The sequence below is a fragment of the Streptomyces sp. NPDC058092 genome (assembly GCF_042884935.1).
GTDB lineage: Bacteria > Actinomycetota > Actinomycetes > Streptomycetales > Streptomycetaceae > Streptomyces.
In genome coordinates this window covers 53194-72356 of record NZ_JBHVSY010000007.1, presented here as the reverse complement: position 1 = coordinate 72356, position 19163 = coordinate 53194, and the positions used below count along the sequence as shown (strand labels likewise).

Sequence of the window (19163 nt, the reverse complement as noted above, 5' to 3'; positions counted from 1 at the left end):
AACATCGAGGCATCCAGAGATGATGAGTGCATGCCACCCGTATCGCTGAAGCTGCATCCAAAGAACGTGTGGCCCAACTCGGTCTTGAGGATGGCGTGTTGATCGTCGGCGAGGTCCTCCTTGTTCCGGCGCAGGAGTTTGCGGACGGTACAGATGGGGTCGCCCTTGCAGACCCGGCGGCCGTGCCGCTTCCAGATGAGGCGGCGGCGCAGGTCGGCGAGGTGGCACTGGGCGAGTTGCACGAATGCTTCGGTGCCATGTGGACGACAGTGCCCGGCGTGGCACTGGAGGCGGTGAAGCGGGTTTCGCCGGGGCACGGATCCGTAGCGGCCGCGACACCGAAGTCCAGGACCTTGATCCCGCCGGAGGGGGTGACCACCTGATGCAGCAGGCAGCCGACCGCGCAGAGATCGCCGCGACCGTCGATGCGACCGCGGCCGGAGAGCAGCTCGGGCGACGCACAGAGGATGTTGCCGATCCCCTCCCCGGTCATGGTCGGTCGCGGGTCCGCATCCGCGAGGGACTTGACCGGACCGAAGCCGAGGATCTTGACGACGCCGCCCCGCCGGACCATGACATATCGGCCACACAGCATCATTCCCAGCACCAGGGCCTGCAGACCTTCCATCCTCCACACGATTCACACACCGACACCGCAAGTCGAGCCTGTGAACAAAGTCAATGACCGTAGTAGCCTGCAATGTACTGCGGCCACCGGGACGCCGACCCGCCCAGCCCGCCAAGCATCCCCGGAGACCCCTCGATGAGCACATCAAACCCCGTACCGGTCAGCCTGGCCGAGATCGCCCGGATCGCGGGTGTGGGGCGGGCTGCCGTGAGCAATTGGCGCCGCCGTCACGACTCGTTCCCCGCACGCATCGGTGGCACGGACGTCAGTCCACAGTTCTCACTGTCCGAAGTCGAACGGTGGCTGCGCGACAACGGAAAGCTGACGACCGCCGGAGGCCGCGACTTCCTGTGGCCGCGGTTCGAGGCACTCGGCAGCCGGGAGGAGTCGGGGCTCGCCATCGCCGAGGCGGCACGCCGCATGCGTGCGCCTCGGGCTCGCGGCACAGCATCGAAGCTCCCCGCCGAAGCAAGGGATCTGGCAGGCGAGGCTGCGCGGCTCGGGCGGACCGAAGGGCCGCGCGAGACGTTCGAGTTTCTGCTGCAGCGATGGCTGGACACCCACGTACGACAGCTCAGCACCACTCCTCCTCAGCTGGCCGCGCTGATGGCCCGGATCGCGCTCGACACCCGGATCACCGATGGCGAGGGCGGACTCACCGTCTTCGATCCGGCATGTGGCACGGGGCACCTGGCAACGGCGGCAGTGCATGCCTATGACGGTCCGGGCCTGGTCCTGCTGGGCTGCGAGCGCGAGCCGGCTCTCGCTGCCCTCGCCTCCGCCCGCCTCGACTTCGCGACCGAGGGCCGGGGCGTCCGCACGGAGATCGTCACCGCCGACGCACTGCGCGCCGACCCGTTCGCCGGTCTGCGGGCCGACATCGCCCTGTGCAACCCGCCGTTCAACGAGCGCGACTGGGGATATGAGGAACTGGCCACCGACCAGCGCTGGACACACGGCCTGCCGCCCCGGACCGAGCCCGAGCTGGCCTGGGTCCAGCACCTGACAGCCCACCTCAGGCCCGGCGGCAGCGCTGTGATCGTGCTCCCTCCGGCCGTCGCTTCCCGCAAGGCCGGCCGCCGCATCCGCGGGTCCCTGCTGCGCACAGGACTGCTCAGGGCGGTGGTGGCGCTGCCGCCGGGCTGCGCACAGCCCCACAGCGTCTCGCTCCAGCTGTGGGTTCTGCGAGCCGCCCCCGACGGCTCCCTTGCGAGTCCGGGCGCCCAGGACGCACTCCTGATCGACGCGACACGCGCCGCAAAGCCCGGTACACGCGAGCAGGGACCCGACTGGGAGGCTCTGACCACGTTCGTACTCTCCGCCGTGTCCCAGCTCGACAGACCGGATCGGGAACTGCCCGAGGACACCGTACGAGTATCTCTTCTCGACCTGCTGGACGACGAGGTCGATGTCACCCCGGGCCGCTACACCGCGTCGGGCAGCGAACCGACCGGCGTCGAACTCACCGCCTCATGGCGTGAGTTGACCGACTCGCTGGGTGAGCTGACCGAACTGGCAGCGCACCTGTCGAAGCTCGGCCTGACGGACTCGGAGCCTCGGACCACAGCCACCGTGGGGGATCTCGTCAAGGCCGGGGCCCTCACCCTGCATGCGGGCCAGCAGCCCTCGGACGCCGCACCAACCGGCGATTTTGGTACGCCACTGCTCACCGTCCCCGACCTGCTGATGGATGGCACCCCGAGCAGACTGCTGCCGCCCGGCGCCGCCCAGGCCGTGGCCGAAGAGGGTGACGTCGTGGTCGCCGGAGTCGTCCGGGCGTTCAGGGCATGGGTTCACGAAGGTCCGCCGATCGCCCTGGGCCCCCAGTTGTACGCCCTGCGCGTGGACCGGGCGATGCTGGATGCCCATTTCCTCGCCGGATGCCTACGTGCACCGGCCAACGGACGCCAGGCCGGCACGCACGCCTCCAGCTCGTCCCGCGTCGACATCAGACGGCTCCAGGTGCTCCAGCTCCCCCTGCATGAGCAGGCCGCCTACGCCGAGACCTTCCGCCGCCTCACAGACTTCGAGAGACTGCTGAAACGGGCCGACGACCTGGGCAAGGGCTTGGTGGACGATGTCGGCGACCGGCTTGCCGCCGGCGGTCTCGCAACTGCGCGCAACGGCTAGCCGACGTCGCATCCGTATCCAGCACCCGGCACCTGCCCCGGAAGAACGACCGCGCTCCCCGAAGACCCCCCACCGTTTCCCAACGCGCCGTCCCGATAAGTGCTCTGATGGGCCATCATCGAATCGGGCGGGGAAAAGCCGGGCACGTGGTGCCCGCACCACACGGAGGAGGCGCGGAGTGCGTAGTCGGGTGCGCGCAACGGACGGGCGGCATCTGGTCGTGGAGCACCTCGGGGATCCCCGCGGCAGACCGGTCTTCCTGCTGCACGGAATGCCCGGCAGCAGGCTCGGTCCGGCTCCGCGCGGCATGGTGCTGTACCAGCGCAAGACCCATCTCATCACCTACGACCGGCCGGGCTACGGCGAATCCGACCGGTTGCCGGGCCGCTGTGTCGCCGATGCCGTCCAGGACGTACGGGCCATCGCGGACCACCTCGGGCTGGAGCGGTTCGCCGTGGTGGGCCGCTCCGGTGGCGCCCCGCATGCCCTGGCCTGCGCCGCGCTGATGCCCGAGCGGGTCACCCGTACCGCCGCACTGGTCGGGCTGGCCCCCCGGGATGCCGACGGCCTCGACTGGTTCGAGGGCATGGCCGCCTCCAATGTGCTGGCGTACTCCACCGCGGTGACCGATCCGGACGGGCTCGCGGAGTCGTTCATCTCGCGGTCCGCGGTGATCAGGAAGAACCCGGTCCGGCTCATCGACGATCTGCGCCGGGAGCTGACCGAATCGGACCGGGTCGTGGTCAACGACGCCGGGGTCCGCACCATGCTGCTGCGCAACTACCGTGAGGGGCTGCGCACTTCGGCATGGGGCTGGATCGACGACGCGATCGCGTTCTGCAGCCCTTGGGGATTCGACCCCGCGGACATCACCGGCCCGGTGATGCTCTGGCACGGCGAGAAGGATGTGTTCACGCCGGTGGGCCACTCCCGCTGGCTGGCCGGGCGCATCCGGAACTCCACCGTCGTGGTGGAACCGGCGGCCGCGCACTTCGACGCGCTGCACGCCCTGCCCAGCATCCTCAACTGGCTGCTGGAACCGGTCGCCTGCTGAGGGGCGGGTCCGGGAGACGGGGAGCGTCCGGCGGCGGCCGGACGCTCCCTCGGCTCATACCGCCATCGGTTCCAGTTCGCGCTCGAACCGGCGCTCGTCCCGGGCGATCCGGCTCATCGGATGGTCGTCGCCGAGCTGCCGGGACAGCTCCTCGACCGTTTCCGCCCGCAGCCGCATCGCCTCGTCCTTGCGCCCCATCGCATCGAGCGTGACGGCCATGTTCGACATCATGGCCAGCGTCTCCGGGTGGTGCGCCCCGAGGACGTGCCTGAGCTGTCCGGCCACCTTCCGTTCGGTCTCCAGCACGATGTCGAGGTTGCCCGTCTCGGCCGTCGCGTTGGCCAGATTCATCACACAGAACAGGGTGTTGGGGTGCTCCGGCCCGTACACCTCCCGCATCGACGCGACCACCCGGGTCAGCACCCGCTCCGACTCCTCCACCTCGCCGGCCCCCAACTGGTAGACGCCGAGGTTGTTCAGAGCGGCCAGGGTGTACGGGTGCTTCTCCCCCGGCACCTTCATGTACTGGTCGACGACCTCCTGCGCGGCGTTCCTGGCCTCGGTGGTCTCGCCCGCCGCGTACAGGTCGGCCGCCATATTGAGGTCACAGGCCAGCGACTCCGGGTTGGCGGCGGTGTACTTGGCCCGGTACCTGGCACGGGTGGCCACCGTGAGCCTGCGGGCGTCCTCCAGTCTGCCCGCCCGGCGCAGCGACACCGCCAGGCTCTTCGCCGCGCTCAGCGTGCCGGGGAAGGCCCGGCCGAGCGTGGCCTTGTAACTGTCGTACGTGCGGCTGAGGATGCCGACCGCATCCTCGTACCGCCCGACGTCACGCAGGTCGCGGGCCAGGTTCATGGCCGAGGAGAGGCTGTACGGGTGCTCCGCGCCGAGTACCTCGACCCGCTTGTCGAAGACGTCCTGGTCGATCTCCCTGGCCCTGGCGTACTGCCCGATGGACCGCAGGGTGAACGCCAGGTTGTTGGCCGCCGCCAGGGTCCTCGGATGCGAATCGTGGAAGATCTGGTTGAAGCCGTCGGTCGCCTCCGTCGCCAGCTCGATCGCCCTGGTGTACTCACCGAGCGTGCCGAGGTCCGTCGCGAGGCTGCTGGTGCTCATGTACGTGTGCGGATGCTCCGGGCCCAGGACCTCCTGCTGCATCGCCAGGGTGATCTCGTCGAGATCCCTCGCCTCCACATAACGGCCACGCGAACGGTAGACGTTGGCGAGGTGGAAACAGAGGTAGAGGTACTGGATGTCCCGCTCCCCCAGCGTCTCCTTCCAGAGGGCGCGCAGCTCCTCGCCAAAAGCGGCGGCGGTCCTGAAGTCACCTCGCTTCCAGAGATAGCGGATCCGGTCGATCAGCAGCCTGCGGGCCTCGGGCTCCTTGCAGTTGCGGGCGTCGGACGGGCCGAGGTGCGGCCAGATCGTGGCGAACTGCGGCCAGCTCGCGGGGTTGTCGATCGGCTCGTTCTCGTCGTCGGGCCGGGCGCCCGCCAGGATGCGGTGAACGGCATGCCGCGCGTCCTGCTGCTCCTGCTCGCTGAGCTGTGCCCGGATGACGGCCTGGACGAGCCGGTGCACCTGAATGGAGTTGGAGACCTGGTCGACCTTGGCGAGGGCGAACCGGCCGATCTCCCGGATGACCCGGCCCAGCACCAGCTTCTCCTGGAGCGAGGCGTCGTACGGCTTCAGCGCGTCGATCATCTCCTTGCTGTAGAGGAGATTCCCGGAGATCGGCTCGGGCGCGAAGAAGGCACAGAGCTGAAGCAGCCGCACCGCGGCAGGCGAGCGCTCCTTCAGCCGCTCGATGGAGATGTTCCAGGTCGCCGCGACCGGCTCCGGGTAGCCGGCCGGCTGGTTGAGAGCCAGGACCTCGGGGGCCTGCTGCGCCAGCTGTTCCAGATAGGTGTCGATCGGGGTGGCGGTCTCCGCGATCCAGGCCGCCGCCTGTTCGACGGCGAGCGGCAGGTCACCGACCGCGGTCGCCACCTGGGCGGCATCCCCGTCGCTCAGCCCGGGGGCCCGACGCTGCAGGTGTTCGATGGACTCCTCGCGCAGGAAGACGTCGACGGGCAGCGCGTCGCCGTGCTGGGACCACGCCTGGTTGCGGGAGGTGACCAGGATGTGTCCGGAGCCACCCTGCGGGAAGTAGCGCCTGAGCCGCTCGGGGTCGTCGGCGTTGTCGAAGACCAGCAGCCAGCGGTCCGAGGGCACACCGCGCCGCAGCAGGTCCACGGCCTCCTGGGACGCGGCCGCCATGTCGTCGCCGCCCTGGGCGCCCAGCCGGACCGCGAGCTCGGCGAGCGCGGCCACCACGTCGTCGGTCTGCTCGGACGAAATCCACCAGACCAGGTCGTAGTCGGCCATGAAGCGGTGCACGTACTCCAGCGCGACCTGGGTCTTGCCGACGCCGCCGAGTCCGTACAGGGTCTGCGGCTGCGGCAGCACGACGGCCATGCCGCCGCCGAGCTGGTCGCGCATCCGCTCCAGGACCAGGGAACGGCCGGTGAAGCCGGGGTTGCGCGGCGGCGCGTTCCAGATCCTGGGGACGGTGCCGGGGAAGCGCGGTCCGGGCGACACGGCGTCGGTGAGCTGTACGGGCCGGTCCAGGGCGCGCAGCAGCGCCGCGGTGGCGTGCACCTCGTCGAGCCGGAAGAGGTCGACCGGGTTGCGGTCGATGTAGGGCGCGGACAGCCGTACGTCACCGACCCTGAGCGGCAGCAGATGGCGCCGGCCGCCGCCGGGGTCCTCCGCCACGGCCCGGTCCCAGAGGCTCACCGCACGCTGCGACTTGAGGTAGGCGCTGGAGAGCAGCACCACGGTGCGGGTCGCGTTCTCGGTGGTGATCTCCGCCGGTTCCCCGGTCCCCCGCTCCGCGGACACGTCGCGCGGTACGACACGGAACCCGGCCCGGGTGAGCACGGATTCGATCCAGTCGGCCCACATCCGGTTCTCGGCCACGTAGCTGAGGAAGAGATCGGCGGGCAGCGCGGGCCTGCGCCGGGTGAACGCGTCACGGATGCGCAGCCGTACCTCTTCGCCGACCGGCGGCATCGAGGTGATCTCCTGGTCGGTGATGACGGAGGTCAGCCGCTCGAAGGCGGAGAGCAGCGAGTTGGTGAGACCGGCCTCGTCGCCGAAGGTGGCGAGGGTCTCCTCGTAGGCGTAGTAGGGGCGGTACGGAATCTCCACCGCACCCCAGTACGCGGTGAGTTCGTCGCCGGACAGATCGCGCGGCAGCCGGTCGAACTTCAGCCGGGCCAGTGCCCGTCCGGCGTCGGCCTTCTCCTTCTCGCCCTCGTCGATGCGCATCGGGACGGGGAAGATGGAGATGGGGCGGCCGGTGTAGCGCTCGGAGATCTGCCGGGCGACGGAGGCGGCGCCGTCGATCGACTGGTCGCTGAGGGTGAAGCAGTCGACGAGGACGTCGGGCAGGTGGACGGTGCAGATGTCGGCGATGTCGCTGAGGCCGGTCCGGCTGTCGATCAGGACGTAGTCGTAGTTGGCCTTCATGTCGTCGCGCAGGGCGTCGAAGAAATGGCCGCCGCCGAGCCGGTCGTAGAAGTTGTCCCAGTCGAAGGTGGAGACGGTCGCGGAGTATTCGCGGTTCTGCCGGCCGGCGGAGACGAAGTCGAGGATCCCGCCGTGCGGGAACTCCCAGCCGAGGGTCTCGGGTGTGAGGGACACGGCGTGCGGCTGGATGCGGGCGTAGTCGCGGTGCCAGTCGTCGGCACGCTGCACGGGGCTGGTCGCGGCCCACGCGTACTCGGTGATCAGATCGATGACGCCGGTGGTGGCACCGAGGGTCGAGGGGTCCAGGAACGGGTGGAAGAACCGGTGGAGCCCCGGTGCCTCCAGGTCCCAGTCGACGGCCAGTACCCGTTTTCCGTTGGCCGCGAGTATCCAGGCGGTGTTGGCCAGGGCCATGGTGCGCCCGGTGCCGCCCTTGTACGAGTAGAAGGTGACGATGCGCCCGTCACGACTGGCCGTCATCCGTGTCCTCCGCATCCGTCGCAGGGTCGTGTGTTTCGGGAATGTCGTTCGTCTGCGCCATCGGCCCCATCAACCGTGTCCGTTCGGTGTGTCCGCCGCCGGTGGCGGGCGGGTAGACCGCCGCATGTCTGAGGTACTGCTGGGCCGCTACTTCGACCACCTGCGGCAGGATCCGCCCGAAGGCGTCCATGCTGGGTACGCCCTTGGCGGCGACGCGGCAGTAGGCCCGCCCCTGACGCATCTTGGCCGGCATGGTCTGTTCGAGTTTCTCGGTCAACTCGGCCTCGGACTCCCTGCTTTCTGGGTCCTCGCGGTTCCACGGCACGACCATCGTCACCCAGGGGCGGTTCTCGGCGTCGAAGGCGGCGAGCCGCCTGCGCCGCTCCTCGTCCTGCAGGGCCCAGCGGTCGACGAGCAGGATCTCCGGTCTGCTGGGTGGCTGTTTGCCCTCCGGGTGGCCGGACTCCTCGTCGAAGGAGGAGACGGTGACCTGGTAGTTGAGGGAGCGCACCAGGTCCTGGGCGACATAGGCCAGGGGGCGGGCGGCGACCGGGTGGTAGGGGTTCCAGTCCTGCGGATTGTCGCCGTAGTACTCGGCGTTGCGTCCCTCGGGCAGGTCGTGCCGCGTAGGGGCGGCGATGGTCACCTGCATGGGGCGGGGTCCGCCCACTCCGCTGTCCGGCGGGCCGAAGGCGCTGGGGGCCAGCCTGTAGTCGACGGGGCGGCCGGTGCCGAGCCTTATGGTGTCGGCGACTGTGACGATGCGCTTGGCGAGTTCGTACACCGCGCGCTCGTACTCCTCCTCGAAGAGCTTGAGTTTGATCAGCCCGTAGAGCCCGTCACTGACGTAACGGTCACCGAAGTCGCGGTGGTTGAACTGCAATCGCTCGGCCGGTCCCGGAAGCTGGCTCGGTGGTAAGGGCACCCAGAGCGCCGGAACGATCGCCTCGGCGCTCTGGTTGGAGCGGGCCCGGTGGTGGATGGCGCGCTGGGCGAAGGCATACCACTCCTTGCCGCACATCTCGCTGGCGAAGTAGCGCGGCGAGAACAGCGGGACGAACACCCGGCAGGTGGCGAGCGCCTCACCGAGCCGTTCCGACCAGCCCTCGCCGGAGCGTATCTCGCGGTCGATGAACCCCGCGGGCGCGCCCGCGGGCAGATCGGTCAGGGCCATCACATGGCCGCAGAGATCCTGGAAGAGCCGCTCGACCCACATGTCGGGGTCCGTTCCACCGCCGTACCCCGGTGTATGCGCATAACTCAAGAAGAAGTACGGTCGATGGTCCGCCGCTCGCTGCTGCGTCGTTGCGTGCACACGACCCCCGTCCTGTGTGAGCACCCGCACCCGAGGAGTGATAGTGAATGCGAGCGAATTCATCATTCCGGAGCGGACGTTGCTCCACCCCCATGGCGTTCGGTCATTCAACGCCAATTTTCAGTCATACGTTCCCAGGTTCCATCGATCATCCCTTGATCGAATCGGGTCTGCGCCTGTTCCTCCCAGTTGTCCTGTGCGTACGGACGGCCCGGCCGAACCGGAATGCGATCCTCAGATCTCTTTCCGCATCCGGTCCAGCAGCCGTTTCCCACTGATGGTCAGTTCGGCGGCACCTTCCAGAGCGTCAAGGGCCTGCGGTACGCCCTCCAGACAGCGCGGATCGAAAGCCCCCAACGCCATCCGCTCATAGGTGTCGGCCAGCAACCGGGAAAATGGAACTGGTTCTTCCTGCCAGGGCATCCGATGTTCCCAGGAGCCGTCCGCCGCGTAAAGATCCGTGACATCCCCAAGTGCCCGCAATTCGGCCCGCCGGAATCCGCGCAGCAGAGCGAACGCCAGCTCCTCCGAACTGCCGTCCGGGGAAATCCCCAGCGCGCCGTATCCGTGCCGCCCGACGGCGGGCTCCGCCGCGGCCAGGCCGGTCAGCGGGGTGAGGGTGGTGAGACGGCCGGCCATCTCCTCGGTGCGCCCGGGCGCCTTCGCCTCGATGAGCGTCCAGGCCTCGCCGATCCTGGCCGCCAGGTCGGCGGCGGCCCGGTCGTCGAGCGCGTCCGCGGCGGGCAGGGAGAAACAGGCGCGGTACGGGTCGAGGTCGTCGAGCACGAGGCCGGCCGCCGAACCGGGCGTCGGGATCCGGCGCAACGGCCGCCAGCCGGGACCGGTCGCCTCCGGCCGTACGATGCGGCGCTCGGCCGCGTCGCCGCCTTCCCGCCGGACGAGGAAGCCGTCCTCGGTGGCGTGCACGAGCGCCGTGCCGTCCTCCCCCGCGTCCGCGATCCGCAACTCGCCGAGGCCGGGCAGGAAGATCCGGCCGCCCGAGAAGGTCACCCGTGCGGGCAGGTCCAGGCCGGTCCGTACGACGGCGGCCGCGAGGCACGCCGACATCCGGCGCGTCACCTGCACGGCCCCGGGCCGCTCGTGGACCAGCTCCATCGCGTCGAGCAGCCAGGTGCGGGTGTACGGGTGCGCCAGTACCTCGTCCAGGCCGCGGGCCCCCTCCTCGGACGCCTCGATGGTGGCGGCCAGCTCCCAGGCGGCCGCCCACTGCTCGCCGCCGCGCTGTCCGATGTCGGCGTTCAGCAGGGCGAGCAGGGTGCGGGTGAGGTCCTGCTGGGCGGCGAGCAGTTCGGCGGGCTCCGTCACCGCGGGCGCGACGAGTACCGCCGCCGTACGCGCCTCGATGCCGCGCACCAGGGCGGCCAGATCGGCGCAGTACACGGACGGGTTGTCGAATACGTCCGACGGCCCCGTGGAACGGTACCGGTGGGTGTACAGGCCGCCCCCGCACGAACGCACGACGGGGCACTTTCGGCAGGTCTCGCTGACGCCGGCCAGTCCGAGCTGGCGGGCCCGCACCCCGGGGTGGGCCGCGACCTCGTCGAAGGCGTGGGTGAAGACATCGAATCCGGTGGCCGCCGCGCCTTCGTAGGCGCTCTTGAGCGAGTCGACCTGCTCCAGCTGGCCGTCGGTCTCGACGACGACGAGGTCGGTGGGGGCGAGCCCCAGGGACTCGGTGAGGCTGGGGCCGCCGGTCAGCGTGGACAGCACCGAAGAGAAGAGCCGCACCGGCACCGGGCGTCCCCGCTCCTGCCAGTGGTCGAAGACCGCGAGAAGCCAGTCGGCATAGGCGGTGGGTGATCCGTCCGGGCGAGGCGGCGGATCGTCCCAGGTGGCGTGCGGGAGCAGGAAGTCGATGAGCGGCGGGTCGAGCTCGGCGAGCGCGTCGAGAACCGCGCGCGGGTCGTTCTCGATGTCGACGGTGCACAGGAGCCCGAGGTAGAGATGGCGGTAGCGCTCCTGCCGGAGCAGTTCGACGGCCTTGAGAACCAGGGGGTGGCTGCTGCGTCCGTCGGCGTAGCGGCGGTGCCGGTCGTTGGCGGCCCGGTCGCCGTCGAGGGAGATGCCGACCCTGACGCCGAATTCGTCGAAGAGATCGAGATAACGCGGGCTGAGCTGGAGTCCGTTGGTGTGGATACGGAGGTCGAGCTCCGCGATGCCTTCGAAGGCAGAGGTGAGCTCTTCGCAGACGCGCCGCAGTCGGGTGGGGCCCGCCAGTAGAGGCTCCCCTCCGTGCAGGATCACTGACACGGAGGGCAACGCATGCGTTCTGGCATGCTCGGCCAGGCGCTGAGCTGTCCGGAAGATGACGTCGTCAGAGATTGCTTTAGGGCGGGTACGCCAACTCTGATCTGCATGTTCGTAGACGTAGCAATGATCGCAGGCAAGATCGCACCTGCTGTGCACTTTGAGCACAATTTCGCGGAATGGGACCAGGGGTCCTGTCATTCCCTCAGTCTAGCCAGCATGCAACGCGAATCAGAGCGCAGAACTGAAGGTCGACGCCTGGGTGTGGCGATCGGTCGAGGCCGAAAACACTCGGCCAAGCTTCCTGGTGGCTTCTGCGGTGCGGGTGTCGATCTTGGAGAGCGGCACCGGGTTCTTCGCAACAGCGAAGGGGCGAGGGGATTCAGAGATCTTCACGGCCGTCCTTGAGGGGGAGTTTTCCGGATCGATGGAGAAAAGCAGCCAGTTTCTGTACGACCACAGTGCCCGGCGGCACGACTTTACTCCCCTCAACCGGCTATTGCACCGCAGTGATCTACTCTTCACACCAGTGCCGTACAGGACTTGCTCTTCTCGCTCGAACGGGCCTCGTCACGCCGCGCGAGTCGGGGGAAACACGGGGGAGACACAGGTGGGGCAGGTGGTCGAGGACGAAGCCGGACCCGCCCGTCCCACCCCGCGACAGTACGGACGGCTCACGCCGGGGAGGGCGTCAGTCGGCCGCCGCGTCGCCCCTGCTGATCCATATGCCCTTCATGCAGTCGATGGTCCGCTCGTGGGTGTCACCCACGACATCCGTGACCCTGACACGCACGTAGAGCGACTGGACCCGTTGGGCAAAGGACTCGGAGAACGCGCCCATCAACACCGTGTCATGGCCTCCTACGGCTCCTACCAAGGGGAACCCTGCGCCGAACCCGATGAGCCGGAAGTCCTCCCCGACGGCGAATCCGGCCCCGGTCAGCTCGGCCACGGTGTCGGACACGCTGCTCCACCGCGCGTCGGCGGAGTCGTCCGCACCCCGCATGACCACTCTGGTGTCCCATGATTCGATCACAGCCATGTGCTGGCCGCCGTTGAGTATTCCGACGCGCCACGCAGGCGCTTCCGTCGTCAGCAGTCCCTTCGCCCAGGCACCCCGCCAGCCCAGGTACGGCCTGACCGTGCGGGCGTACTGCGCCCGGGCCAGTACGGCCCCCACCGAGACCGCCAGCAGACTTCCCAGCACCTGCCCGTCGATCAGCTGCAGACGCCACGGCCACTCGGTCCGCGCCCCGGCCGTCACATTGGCCCGGATCGCCTCCCAGACGAGCAATGCGGTCAGCAGGCCGAGGAGCACGAGCGGCGTGGTGAACAGCAGAGGACTTCGGCGGATCCGTCGTTGAGCACCGGACAGCGGATCCGCGTTCTCGCCGTATGCCTCACTCATCCCCGGTCCCCCGTCAGTTGGTCGCGAGACACGCGCCGGACAGCAACCCGCGTCACCACAAAGTAAGTTGGACCACACTGCCACACTGTCCCGGATCGCACGAGGGGGCCTTCCCGGGGACCGAAAAGCGCCGTTGACGCTCCAGGTCCATTGCCGTGCCCGACGACGCACCTCTACGCTCATGCCCCCCATCCAACTCACCGAACGAGCATGCCCATAACTGCAGACGGGGGTGACCATGACGGCGATTCCCGGACCGCTCCAGAGCATGGTGTTCAGGAACGCTGATCTGCCGGAGCTCTTCCACCACACGGACGCGATCGCCATCGCGAGCCAGCGGGAGGCCGTGAACACCACCCGCGTCCAGCTGATCCTGCTGGTCACGGGCGCGATACCGGCTGCGGTGCCCTGGCACGCGGAGGTGGCCGGCAGGCTTCAACTCGCCGATGCCATCGGTGTATTGGCCTATGCGAGTGTCCTGATCACGACGTATCTCACCGCCCGTCGCAAAGCAAAGTCGCAATGGCAACTCAACCGGTCCGCAGCGGAGTTCATCAAGTCGACGTGCTGGCGCTATGCGGTGCACGGCTCACCTTTCGACACCCGCGTCCAGCACCCGGAGGCGATGTTCGCGAACCGCCTCGAAGAGGGCCTTCAGGAGCTCCGCAAGGTGGGGTGGGCCGACCCCCGCGACCTGACCGCGGATTCGGGCGGGCTGATCACGGACTCCATGCGCGAGCTGCGGAACAAGGCGTTCACCGTGCGCAAGGAGACATACGTACGGGACCGGCTGATCGAGCAGCGCAGTTGGTACCGCAGACGCCAGGAGGTGTCCCGGCGGGCCACCCTGGCCTGGTCGACCACCATTGCCGTACTGACGGCGCTCGCCCTGGTGTTCGCGCTGTTGAGGACGTTCTCCGTCACCCAGTCCTTCGCCCTGACGGGAGTGCTGTCGGCCGCCGCGGCGGCCTGTCTGGCGTGGAGCGAGATGCGCCGCCACCACCCGCTGATTTCGGCGCACTCGCTGGTGGAGCAGGATCTGGAGTCGATGCAGGTGGCGATGGAGACCACCCTGACGGAGCAGCAGTGGCCGCGAGCGGTCTTCGAGACCGAACGCATCGTCTCCCCGCAGCACACCGACTGGCTTGCCCGACATCAGATGTGATGGAACATCAGGTTGCCTGGCGCCGGTTCGCCCGGTCGTGTACGAACGGCCGCGCGAACCGGTCGGCGTCAGCGCTCCACGCCCTCGCGCCAGATCACGGTCACCGGGCGGCCCAGGTTGCGGGCGTACGTCACGATGTCGCCCGTGCCGCCGAAGCCCCGGGCCGGCCTTCCGTCCCATACGGCGAGCAGCCGGTCGCAGTGGTCGGCGATGTACGCGCCCGCCGCGTAGTACGCCTCGTCGGTGGAGTGCGGGTAGTCCAACCGGATCTCCCGGACCGCCCGGTTCTTGAGGGCCTGGTAGCGGGCGAGTTCGGTCGCGTCGGCGAAACTGGATTCATAGTCGCTACTGGGGATGACCACGGTCAGGTCCGCGCCGCGGGCCAGGGCCAGATCGGCGAAGAGCTGGTCCGCTCCCACCGCCAGGCTGGAGAGGGCCTCCAGGGAGCCTTCGAAGCCGCAGAGCGCCGCCTGTAACCCGGCCAGCACATGGGCATGGGCCTCTTCCGGAATGCTGCGATGGCCGGTCACTCCGATGCGTTTCACGGACCTGGAACCCCCTGAGGTGTCTGCGGGGGTCCCCGGAGGCATCCCTCCGGGAGGCACTGCATCCGCCCCCGTTTGCTCCTGCTTGACCGACCTGCCCCACATTCTCTCAAAAGCCGCGGGGTGAGCGGGAGTCCCCGCCCAGGATTCGGGCGGGGACTCCGTCTCGGTCGACTGCGTGTTCCAGGGCCGGACCGGGGTGTTGGAGCGTCAGTTCAGGGTGACCCCGTACGCGCTGAGTGCCTCAGTGACCGGCTGGAAGTACGTGGTGCCACCGGAGCTGCAGTTGCCACTGCCGCCCGAGGTGAGACCGATGGCCTTCGAACCGGAGTAGAGCGGACCGCCGGAGTCGCCGGGCTCCGCACACACGCTGGTCTTGATCATGCCGTAGACGATGTCGCCGTTGCCGTAGTTGACCGTGGCGTTGAGGCCCGTGACGCTGCCGCTGTGGATGCCGGTGGTGGAACCGCGGCGGGTGACGGACATGCCGACCGTGGCGTTGGCCGCTCCGGTGATGGTGACGCTGCCGACGGTGCCCGGGTGGGCGAGCGAGGCATTGTCGTACCGCACCAGGCCGTAGTCATTGACCGGGAAGCTGGATCCGACCGTCGGGCCGATCTTGGTCGTGTTCGAGGAGTTGGTGTACCAGGGCGGGTTGCCGTCGGTGCAGTGACCGGCGGTCAGGAAGTAGTAGGTGCTGCCGCTGTGGACGTTGAAGCCGAGGGAGCAGCGCCAGCCGGGGGCGTAGATCGCGTCGCCGCCGGAGAGCAGTTTGCTGAGCTTTCCGGCGGTGCGCTCGATCCGCACGGCGCCGGCGTTGGCTCCGACAGACTGCTTGATCTGCTTGATCTCGGCCTGCGAGACCGTGCTGTCCGCGGTGACCACGAGGGTGCTGGTCGCCGGGTCGATGCTCCAGGCGGTCCCCGCGACATCGGCGCCGAGCACGGCGTCGCTCGCGGCGGAGAGCTGTTTGGCGCTGAACGTGGTGGCGGTGTCGGCTTGGGCCGTGGGGACGGCGAGCGCGGCGACGGCGACCAGGCCTGCGGCGATGGCGACGGCCCTGCTGCGTCTTGCGGTGCCGCTGAGGGGGGTGGTGCGCTTGATCCTCACTTTTCATTCCTCCCGAAAGGAATTCGGGGGTCCGCCTGTGGGGTGGTCGGACCCGTGAGGCGCAGTCGTTCGCACGGCGGCATGCCTGCGTTCCGGAATGCCGTGCTCCTGACAAGCGCTGATCGGGAGTATTCAAGGCGTCAACTTGTGGCGCAAGAGGGCCTTCTGGCCTGAACTTGCTGGGCTCACGGGGCGGCCCCGGCAGCACATGGGCTGCCGGGGCCGTTGTCCGGGGCGAAATGGCGGTGCGTCAGCTGTCGATACGGTTCCGCTCGCCCGCCTCGACTGCGATGGGGAGGGTGTTGCCGGGCGGCGGGAAGGGGCAGATGAAGTGGTCCGCGAAGGCGCAGGGCGGCAGCAGCGCGCGGTTGAGGTCGACCGTCACACTGCCGTCCTCGGACGGGGCAGCGGGCCGCAGGAACCGGAAGCGGTAGCTGCTGTTCCCACTGGTGGCATCTGCGAAGACCGCCCAGAGCGAGCCGTCGGGCTCGACCGCGACCTGCAGCGTGTACTCCGTACCGTCGACCTCGAACGCGATCTCACCGCCGAGTCCGAGGCCCCGCTCGACACCGTCGGCGTTCTCGACCCGGATCGTACGGGCGGTGTCGTACGGGCGGAAGGTGCCCGGCAGCGCCCAGCGGGGGTCGTACGGGGTGGCCTCGATGGTCCAAAAGGCGCGCCGCGCGGCGGAGTCCGGGTCGAAGTCCCGTATCGCCCAGAGCCCTTCGCGGCTCAGCACGACCAGCCGCCGCTCGCCGTGCGCGACACGGGAAGCGTCGATCGGGCCGCGGTCGGCGGTGAGGCGGACCTGGCCGGTGAAGGGCTTGCCGTCGACGGTCAGGCCGTCCGCGGCGGCGGCGCTGAGCACCAGCTCCTCGCCGTCCTCCCGCCACTGCCCGGGCACTCCCGGAATGTGACCGTCCGGGTAGTCGGAGAGCCAGTGGGTGCCGGTGAGGGAGAGCGGTCCGTACGGTGCGGCGACCGTGGCGGTGCGCGCCTCGTGCCAGTGTTTCCAGTCCTGCGCCGCCTGCTCGGAACCGGGCGGCTGCTGTGCGTCCGTACTCATGCGCTCAAGCCTTCCATACCGGCTCGGCGAGCCCGAGATGCGACCGCAGCGTGGGACCGGCGTATTCGGAGCGGAATACACCGCGCTCCTGGAGGAGCGGGACGACCCGGTCGACGAAGTCGTCCAGGCCGCCGGGGGTGAGATGCGGTACGACGATGAAGCCGTCGGCGGCGTCGGCGGCCACGAACTCCGTCAGCTGCGCCGCGACCGTCCGCGGGCTGCCGATGAAGGACTGCCGCCCGGTCGTCTCGATGACTGTCTGCCGGATGGACAGGCCCTTCTCCTCCGACACCGCACGCCAGCGGGCCGCGACCGCGAGCGGGTCGCCGTGCCTGACCCGGCCCTGGACCAGCGAGGATCCGGGGTCCGGGTCGATCCCGGGGAGCGGACCGTCGGGGTCGTAGGAGGACAGGTCACGGCCCCAGACCAGTTCCAGGGCCAGCAGCGCGTTCTGCGGGGAGATCTGCTGGAGCCGGATCTCGGCCGCCCTCTCCTGGGCTTCGGCGTCGGTGTCGCCGAGTACGAAGGTGACCCCGGGCATGATCTTCAGTTCGTCGGGGCCCCGGCCGTACTTCGCCAGCCGCGCCTTGACGTCGGCGTAGAAGGTGCGGCCCGCCTCCAGGGTGCCGTGCCGGGTGAAGACGACATCGGCGGCGGACGCGGCGAACTCGCGGCCCTCCGGGGAGTCCCCGGCCTGGATGACGACCGGCTGGCCCTGCGGGGAGCGCGGGACGGTGAACTCCCCCTCGATGCCGAAGTGCTGCCCGTGGTGTGCGAACGGGCGCGAGGTGCCGTCGGGCGTCCAGGTGTCCCACAGTTCGCGGGCGGTGGCGACGAACTCGGCGGCCCTGGTGTAGGGGGTCCCCCCTGTTCGAGCGGAGCCGAGAACTTGGGGGAGGTCGGCCCGGTCGAGATAGCCGCCGCGCCGGAAGTTCTCCCCGGTGAAGGCGTCCGAGGAGGTGACGACGTTCCAGGCGGCCCGGCCGTCGCTGAGGTGGTCGAGGGTGGCGAGGCGCCGGGCCAGTTCGTACGGCTCGTTGAAGGTGGCGTTGACAGTGGCGGCGAGGCCGAGCCGTTCGGTGACGGTCGCCAGCGCGGCCAGCACCGTGAGGGATTCGGGGCGGCCGACCACGTCCAGGTCGTGGATCCGGCCGTTGTGCTCGCGCAGCCGCAGCCCCTCCGCGAGGAAGAAGAAGTCGAACATGCCGCGTTCCGCGGTGCGGGCGAGGTGTTCGAAGGAGGAGAAGTCGATCTGGCTCCGGGAACGGGGGTCCGCCCAGACAGTCGTGTTGTTCACACCCGGGAAGTGGGCGGCGAGATGCATCTGCCTCGGTGCGGTGCTCATGCGTGTCCCCCTTCGAGGGCGTACCGGTTGGCGGGGCGGGCCAGTCCGAGGTGCTCGCGCAGGGTGCCGCCCGGGTAGAAGGTGCGGAACAGGCTGCGGTGCTGGAGCAGGGCCACGGTTCCGTTGACGATCCGTTCGAGATCGCGCCCGGGGGTGATGGGCGTGAGGTGGAAGCCGTCCACCGCTGCGCCGCGGTGCCACCGCGTGATCAGGTCGGCGAGGTCGACCGGGCCGCCCCGGTAGTAGGAGCCGCCGGCGGCGAGCGGGGGTCCGCTCTCCAGTCCGGGTTCCGGGGCGGTCTCGGCGTCGCCGAGGTCGACGGTGAGCGCGGCCAGGAACCGGAGCGTGTCGGGGTCGCGTCCGTACGCCGTGGCGCGCCGGCGCAGATCGGAGCGGATCGCGGCGGCCCGCTCGGGGTCGGTGGCCCGGACGAGGACGACATCGGCGTGCCGGGCCGCGGTATCCCTCGCCGGGCCGCCGGTTCCGTCGACGACGGTGACCGGGTGTCCCTGCGGGGGCCGGGGCACGATGGCCGGGCCGCGGACCGAGAAGGAGGCGCCCTCGAAGTCGACGTGGTGCAGCTTGTCGCGGTCGATGAAGCGTCCGGTGGCGACGTCCCGGATCTCGGCGTCGTCCTCCCAGCTGTCCCAGAGCCGGGCGCTCACGTCGGCGGCCTCGCCGGCCTCGTGCCACAGCTCGTCGGCGGGCGCCGCCGGGCGCCGGCCGAAGAGCCGGGCCTCGGCCCCGGTCGTGGACACATCGACATTCCAGCCCGCCCGGCCGCGGCTCACCCAGTCCAGGGTGGCCACGGCGGACGACACATGGAACGGCTCGGTGTGGGTGGTGGTGACGGTCGGCACCAGACCGATCCGGCCGGTCGCGGGCGCGGCCCGGGAGAGCACGGCGAGCGCGTCGAGCCCGGGCCTGGCGAACGAGTCGCCGAGGGTGACGAAGTCGAGGGCGCCTCGCTCGGCGAGCCGGGCGAGGCCGATGTAGTGCTCGGGGTCGTAGCGGGGCGGGCCGCCGATCTCGACGGCCAGGTGGAGGGGTGTGGTTCCAGGCATGGGTGGTACCTCTCGGGGCTCTGAGGCTCTGGGGGCTCTGGGGGCTCTTTCGGGGGCCGGTGCGGGGGTCGG

Annotated in this window: 15 protein-coding genes; 5 read left to right on the top strand and 10 right to left on the bottom strand. The window is 69.6% G+C overall.

The window, feature by feature from the left end:
- The first annotated feature begins 26 nt into the window (after nucleotides 1-26).
- The 4 genes from ACFVV1_RS13860 to ACFVV1_RS13845 all read left to right on the top strand — a co-directional run bounded on the left by ACFVV1_RS13860 (nucleotide 27) and on the right by ACFVV1_RS13845 (nucleotide 3812).
- The gene (locus ACFVV1_RS13860; RefSeq protein ID WP_389989196.1) at nucleotides 27-383 is read left to right on the top strand and encodes a hypothetical protein; all 357 of its coding nucleotides are present in this window, start codon (nucleotides 27-29) and stop codon (nucleotides 381-383) included.
- Nucleotides 383-685 carry a hypothetical protein gene (locus ACFVV1_RS13855; protein WP_389989194.1) on the top strand — a complete coding sequence of 101 codons (303 nt, stop codon included), beginning with the start codon at nucleotides 383-385 and terminating at the stop codon, nucleotides 683-685. Before ACFVV1_RS13860 ends, ACFVV1_RS13855 begins: the two co-directional genes overlap by 1 nt.
- Before the next feature lie 78 nt (nucleotides 686-763).
- Nucleotides 764-2758 (top strand): N-6 DNA methylase, encoded by a 1995-nt coding sequence (locus tag ACFVV1_RS13850; RefSeq protein WP_389989192.1) that lies wholly within the window; start codon nucleotides 764-766, stop codon nucleotides 2756-2758.
- Nucleotides 2759-2936: 178 nt separating this feature from the next.
- Nucleotides 2937-3812: an alpha/beta fold hydrolase gene (locus ACFVV1_RS13845; protein ID WP_389989191.1), complete on the top strand. Its 876-nt coding sequence runs from the start codon at nucleotides 2937-2939 to the stop codon at nucleotides 3810-3812.
- Between the two features lie 54 nt (nucleotides 3813-3866).
- On the opposite strand, the gene fxsT is transcribed toward ACFVV1_RS13845, so the two are convergent.
- From fxsT to ACFVV1_RS13820, 5 genes are all read right to left on the bottom strand, one after another.
- The gene (gene fxsT, locus ACFVV1_RS13840) at nucleotides 3867-7805 is read right to left on the bottom strand and encodes an FxSxx-COOH system tetratricopeptide repeat protein (protein WP_389989189.1); all 3939 of its coding nucleotides are present in this window, start codon (nucleotides 7803-7805) and stop codon (nucleotides 3867-3869) included.
- Complete coding sequence (gene fsxC / locus ACFVV1_RS13835; RefSeq protein WP_389989594.1) at nucleotides 7789-9144, bottom strand: FxsC protein; 1356 nt, start codon at nucleotides 9142-9144, stop codon at nucleotides 7789-7791. Before fsxC ends, fxsT begins: the two co-directional genes overlap by 17 nt.
- A gap of 210 nt (nucleotides 9145-9354) precedes the next feature.
- Nucleotides 9355-11589 (bottom strand): radical SAM/SPASM protein FxsBH, inactivated beta-hydroxylase extension form, encoded by a 2235-nt coding sequence (gene fxsBH, locus ACFVV1_RS13830; RefSeq protein WP_389989187.1) that lies wholly within the window; start codon nucleotides 11587-11589, stop codon nucleotides 9355-9357.
- Nucleotides 11590-11619: 30 nt separating this feature from the next.
- Nucleotides 11620-11784: an FXSXX-COOH protein gene (locus ACFVV1_RS13825; protein ID WP_389989185.1), complete on the bottom strand. Its 165-nt coding sequence runs from the start codon at nucleotides 11782-11784 to the stop codon at nucleotides 11620-11622.
- Nucleotides 11785-12079: 295 nt separating this feature from the next.
- Nucleotides 12080-12796 carry a hypothetical protein gene (locus ACFVV1_RS13820; protein WP_389989183.1) on the bottom strand — a complete coding sequence of 239 codons (717 nt, stop codon included), beginning with the start codon at nucleotides 12794-12796 and terminating at the stop codon, nucleotides 12080-12082.
- Between the two features lie 238 nt (nucleotides 12797-13034).
- Between ACFVV1_RS13820 and ACFVV1_RS13815 the strand changes: the two genes are divergently transcribed.
- Nucleotides 13035-13961, top strand: coding sequence for a DUF4231 domain-containing protein (locus ACFVV1_RS13815; protein ID WP_389989181.1), 927 nt, complete (start codon nucleotides 13035-13037; stop codon nucleotides 13959-13961).
- A 68-nt stretch (nucleotides 13962-14029) separates the two neighbouring features.
- On the opposite strand, the gene ACFVV1_RS13810 is transcribed toward ACFVV1_RS13815, so the two are convergent.
- The 5 genes from ACFVV1_RS13810 to ACFVV1_RS13790 all read right to left on the bottom strand — a co-directional run bounded on the left by ACFVV1_RS13810 (nucleotide 14030) and on the right by ACFVV1_RS13790 (nucleotide 19091).
- The gene (locus ACFVV1_RS13810; RefSeq protein ID WP_389989179.1) at nucleotides 14030-14506 is read right to left on the bottom strand and encodes a hypothetical protein; all 477 of its coding nucleotides are present in this window, start codon (nucleotides 14504-14506) and stop codon (nucleotides 14030-14032) included.
- 210 nt (nucleotides 14507-14716) lie between these two features.
- The gene (locus tag ACFVV1_RS13805; RefSeq protein WP_389989177.1) at nucleotides 14717-15616 is read right to left on the bottom strand and encodes a S1 family peptidase; all 900 of its coding nucleotides are present in this window, start codon (nucleotides 15614-15616) and stop codon (nucleotides 14717-14719) included.
- 250 nt (nucleotides 15617-15866) lie between these two features.
- On the bottom strand, nucleotides 15867-16682 hold the full coding sequence (locus ACFVV1_RS13800; protein ID WP_389989175.1) for a DUF1684 domain-containing protein: 816 nt from the start codon (nucleotides 16680-16682) through the stop codon (nucleotides 15867-15869).
- 4 nt (nucleotides 16683-16686) lie between these two features.
- Nucleotides 16687-18027: an NtaA/DmoA family FMN-dependent monooxygenase gene (locus tag ACFVV1_RS13795; RefSeq protein ID WP_389989173.1), complete on the bottom strand. Its 1341-nt coding sequence runs from the start codon at nucleotides 18025-18027 to the stop codon at nucleotides 16687-16689.
- Nucleotides 18024-19091, bottom strand: coding sequence for an LLM class flavin-dependent oxidoreductase (locus tag ACFVV1_RS13790; RefSeq protein ID WP_389989171.1), 1068 nt, complete (start codon nucleotides 19089-19091; stop codon nucleotides 18024-18026). The genes ACFVV1_RS13795 and ACFVV1_RS13790 overlap by 4 nt, the downstream gene beginning before the upstream one ends.
- Nucleotides 19092-19163: the final 72 nt, after the last annotated feature.

Excerpts from the sequence above, each read along its gene's own strand:
- ACFVV1_RS13850 (WP_389989192.1), top strand. The coding sequence starts at position 764 with ATGAGCACATCAAACCCCGTACCGGTCAGCCTGGCCGAGATCGCCCGG.
- ACFVV1_RS13820 (WP_389989183.1), bottom strand. The coding sequence starts at position 12,796 with ATGAGTGAGGCATACGGCGAGAACGCGGATCCGCTGTCCGGTGCTCAA.
- ACFVV1_RS13815 (WP_389989181.1), top strand. The coding sequence starts at position 13,035 with ATGACGGCGATTCCCGGACCGCTCCAGAGCATGGTGTTCAGGAACGCT.
- ACFVV1_RS13790 (WP_389989171.1), bottom strand. The coding sequence starts at position 19,091 with ATGCCTGGAACCACACCCCTCCACCTGGCCGTCGAGATCGGCGGCCCG.
- ACFVV1_RS13795 (WP_389989173.1), bottom strand. The coding sequence starts at position 18,027 with ATGAGCACCGCACCGAGGCAGATGCATCTCGCCGCCCACTTCCCGGGT.
- fxsBH (WP_389989187.1), bottom strand. The coding sequence starts at position 11,589 with ATGACAGGACCCCTGGTCCCATTCCGCGAAATTGTGCTCAAAGTGCAC.
- ACFVV1_RS13855 (WP_389989194.1), top strand. The coding sequence starts at position 383 with ATGCAGCAGGCAGCCGACCGCGCAGAGATCGCCGCGACCGTCGATGCG.
- fxsT (WP_389989189.1), bottom strand. The coding sequence starts at position 7,805 with ATGACGGCCAGTCGTGACGGGCGCATCGTCACCTTCTACTCGTACAAG.
- ACFVV1_RS13800 (WP_389989175.1), bottom strand. The coding sequence starts at position 16,682 with ATGAGTACGGACGCACAGCAGCCGCCCGGTTCCGAGCAGGCGGCGCAG.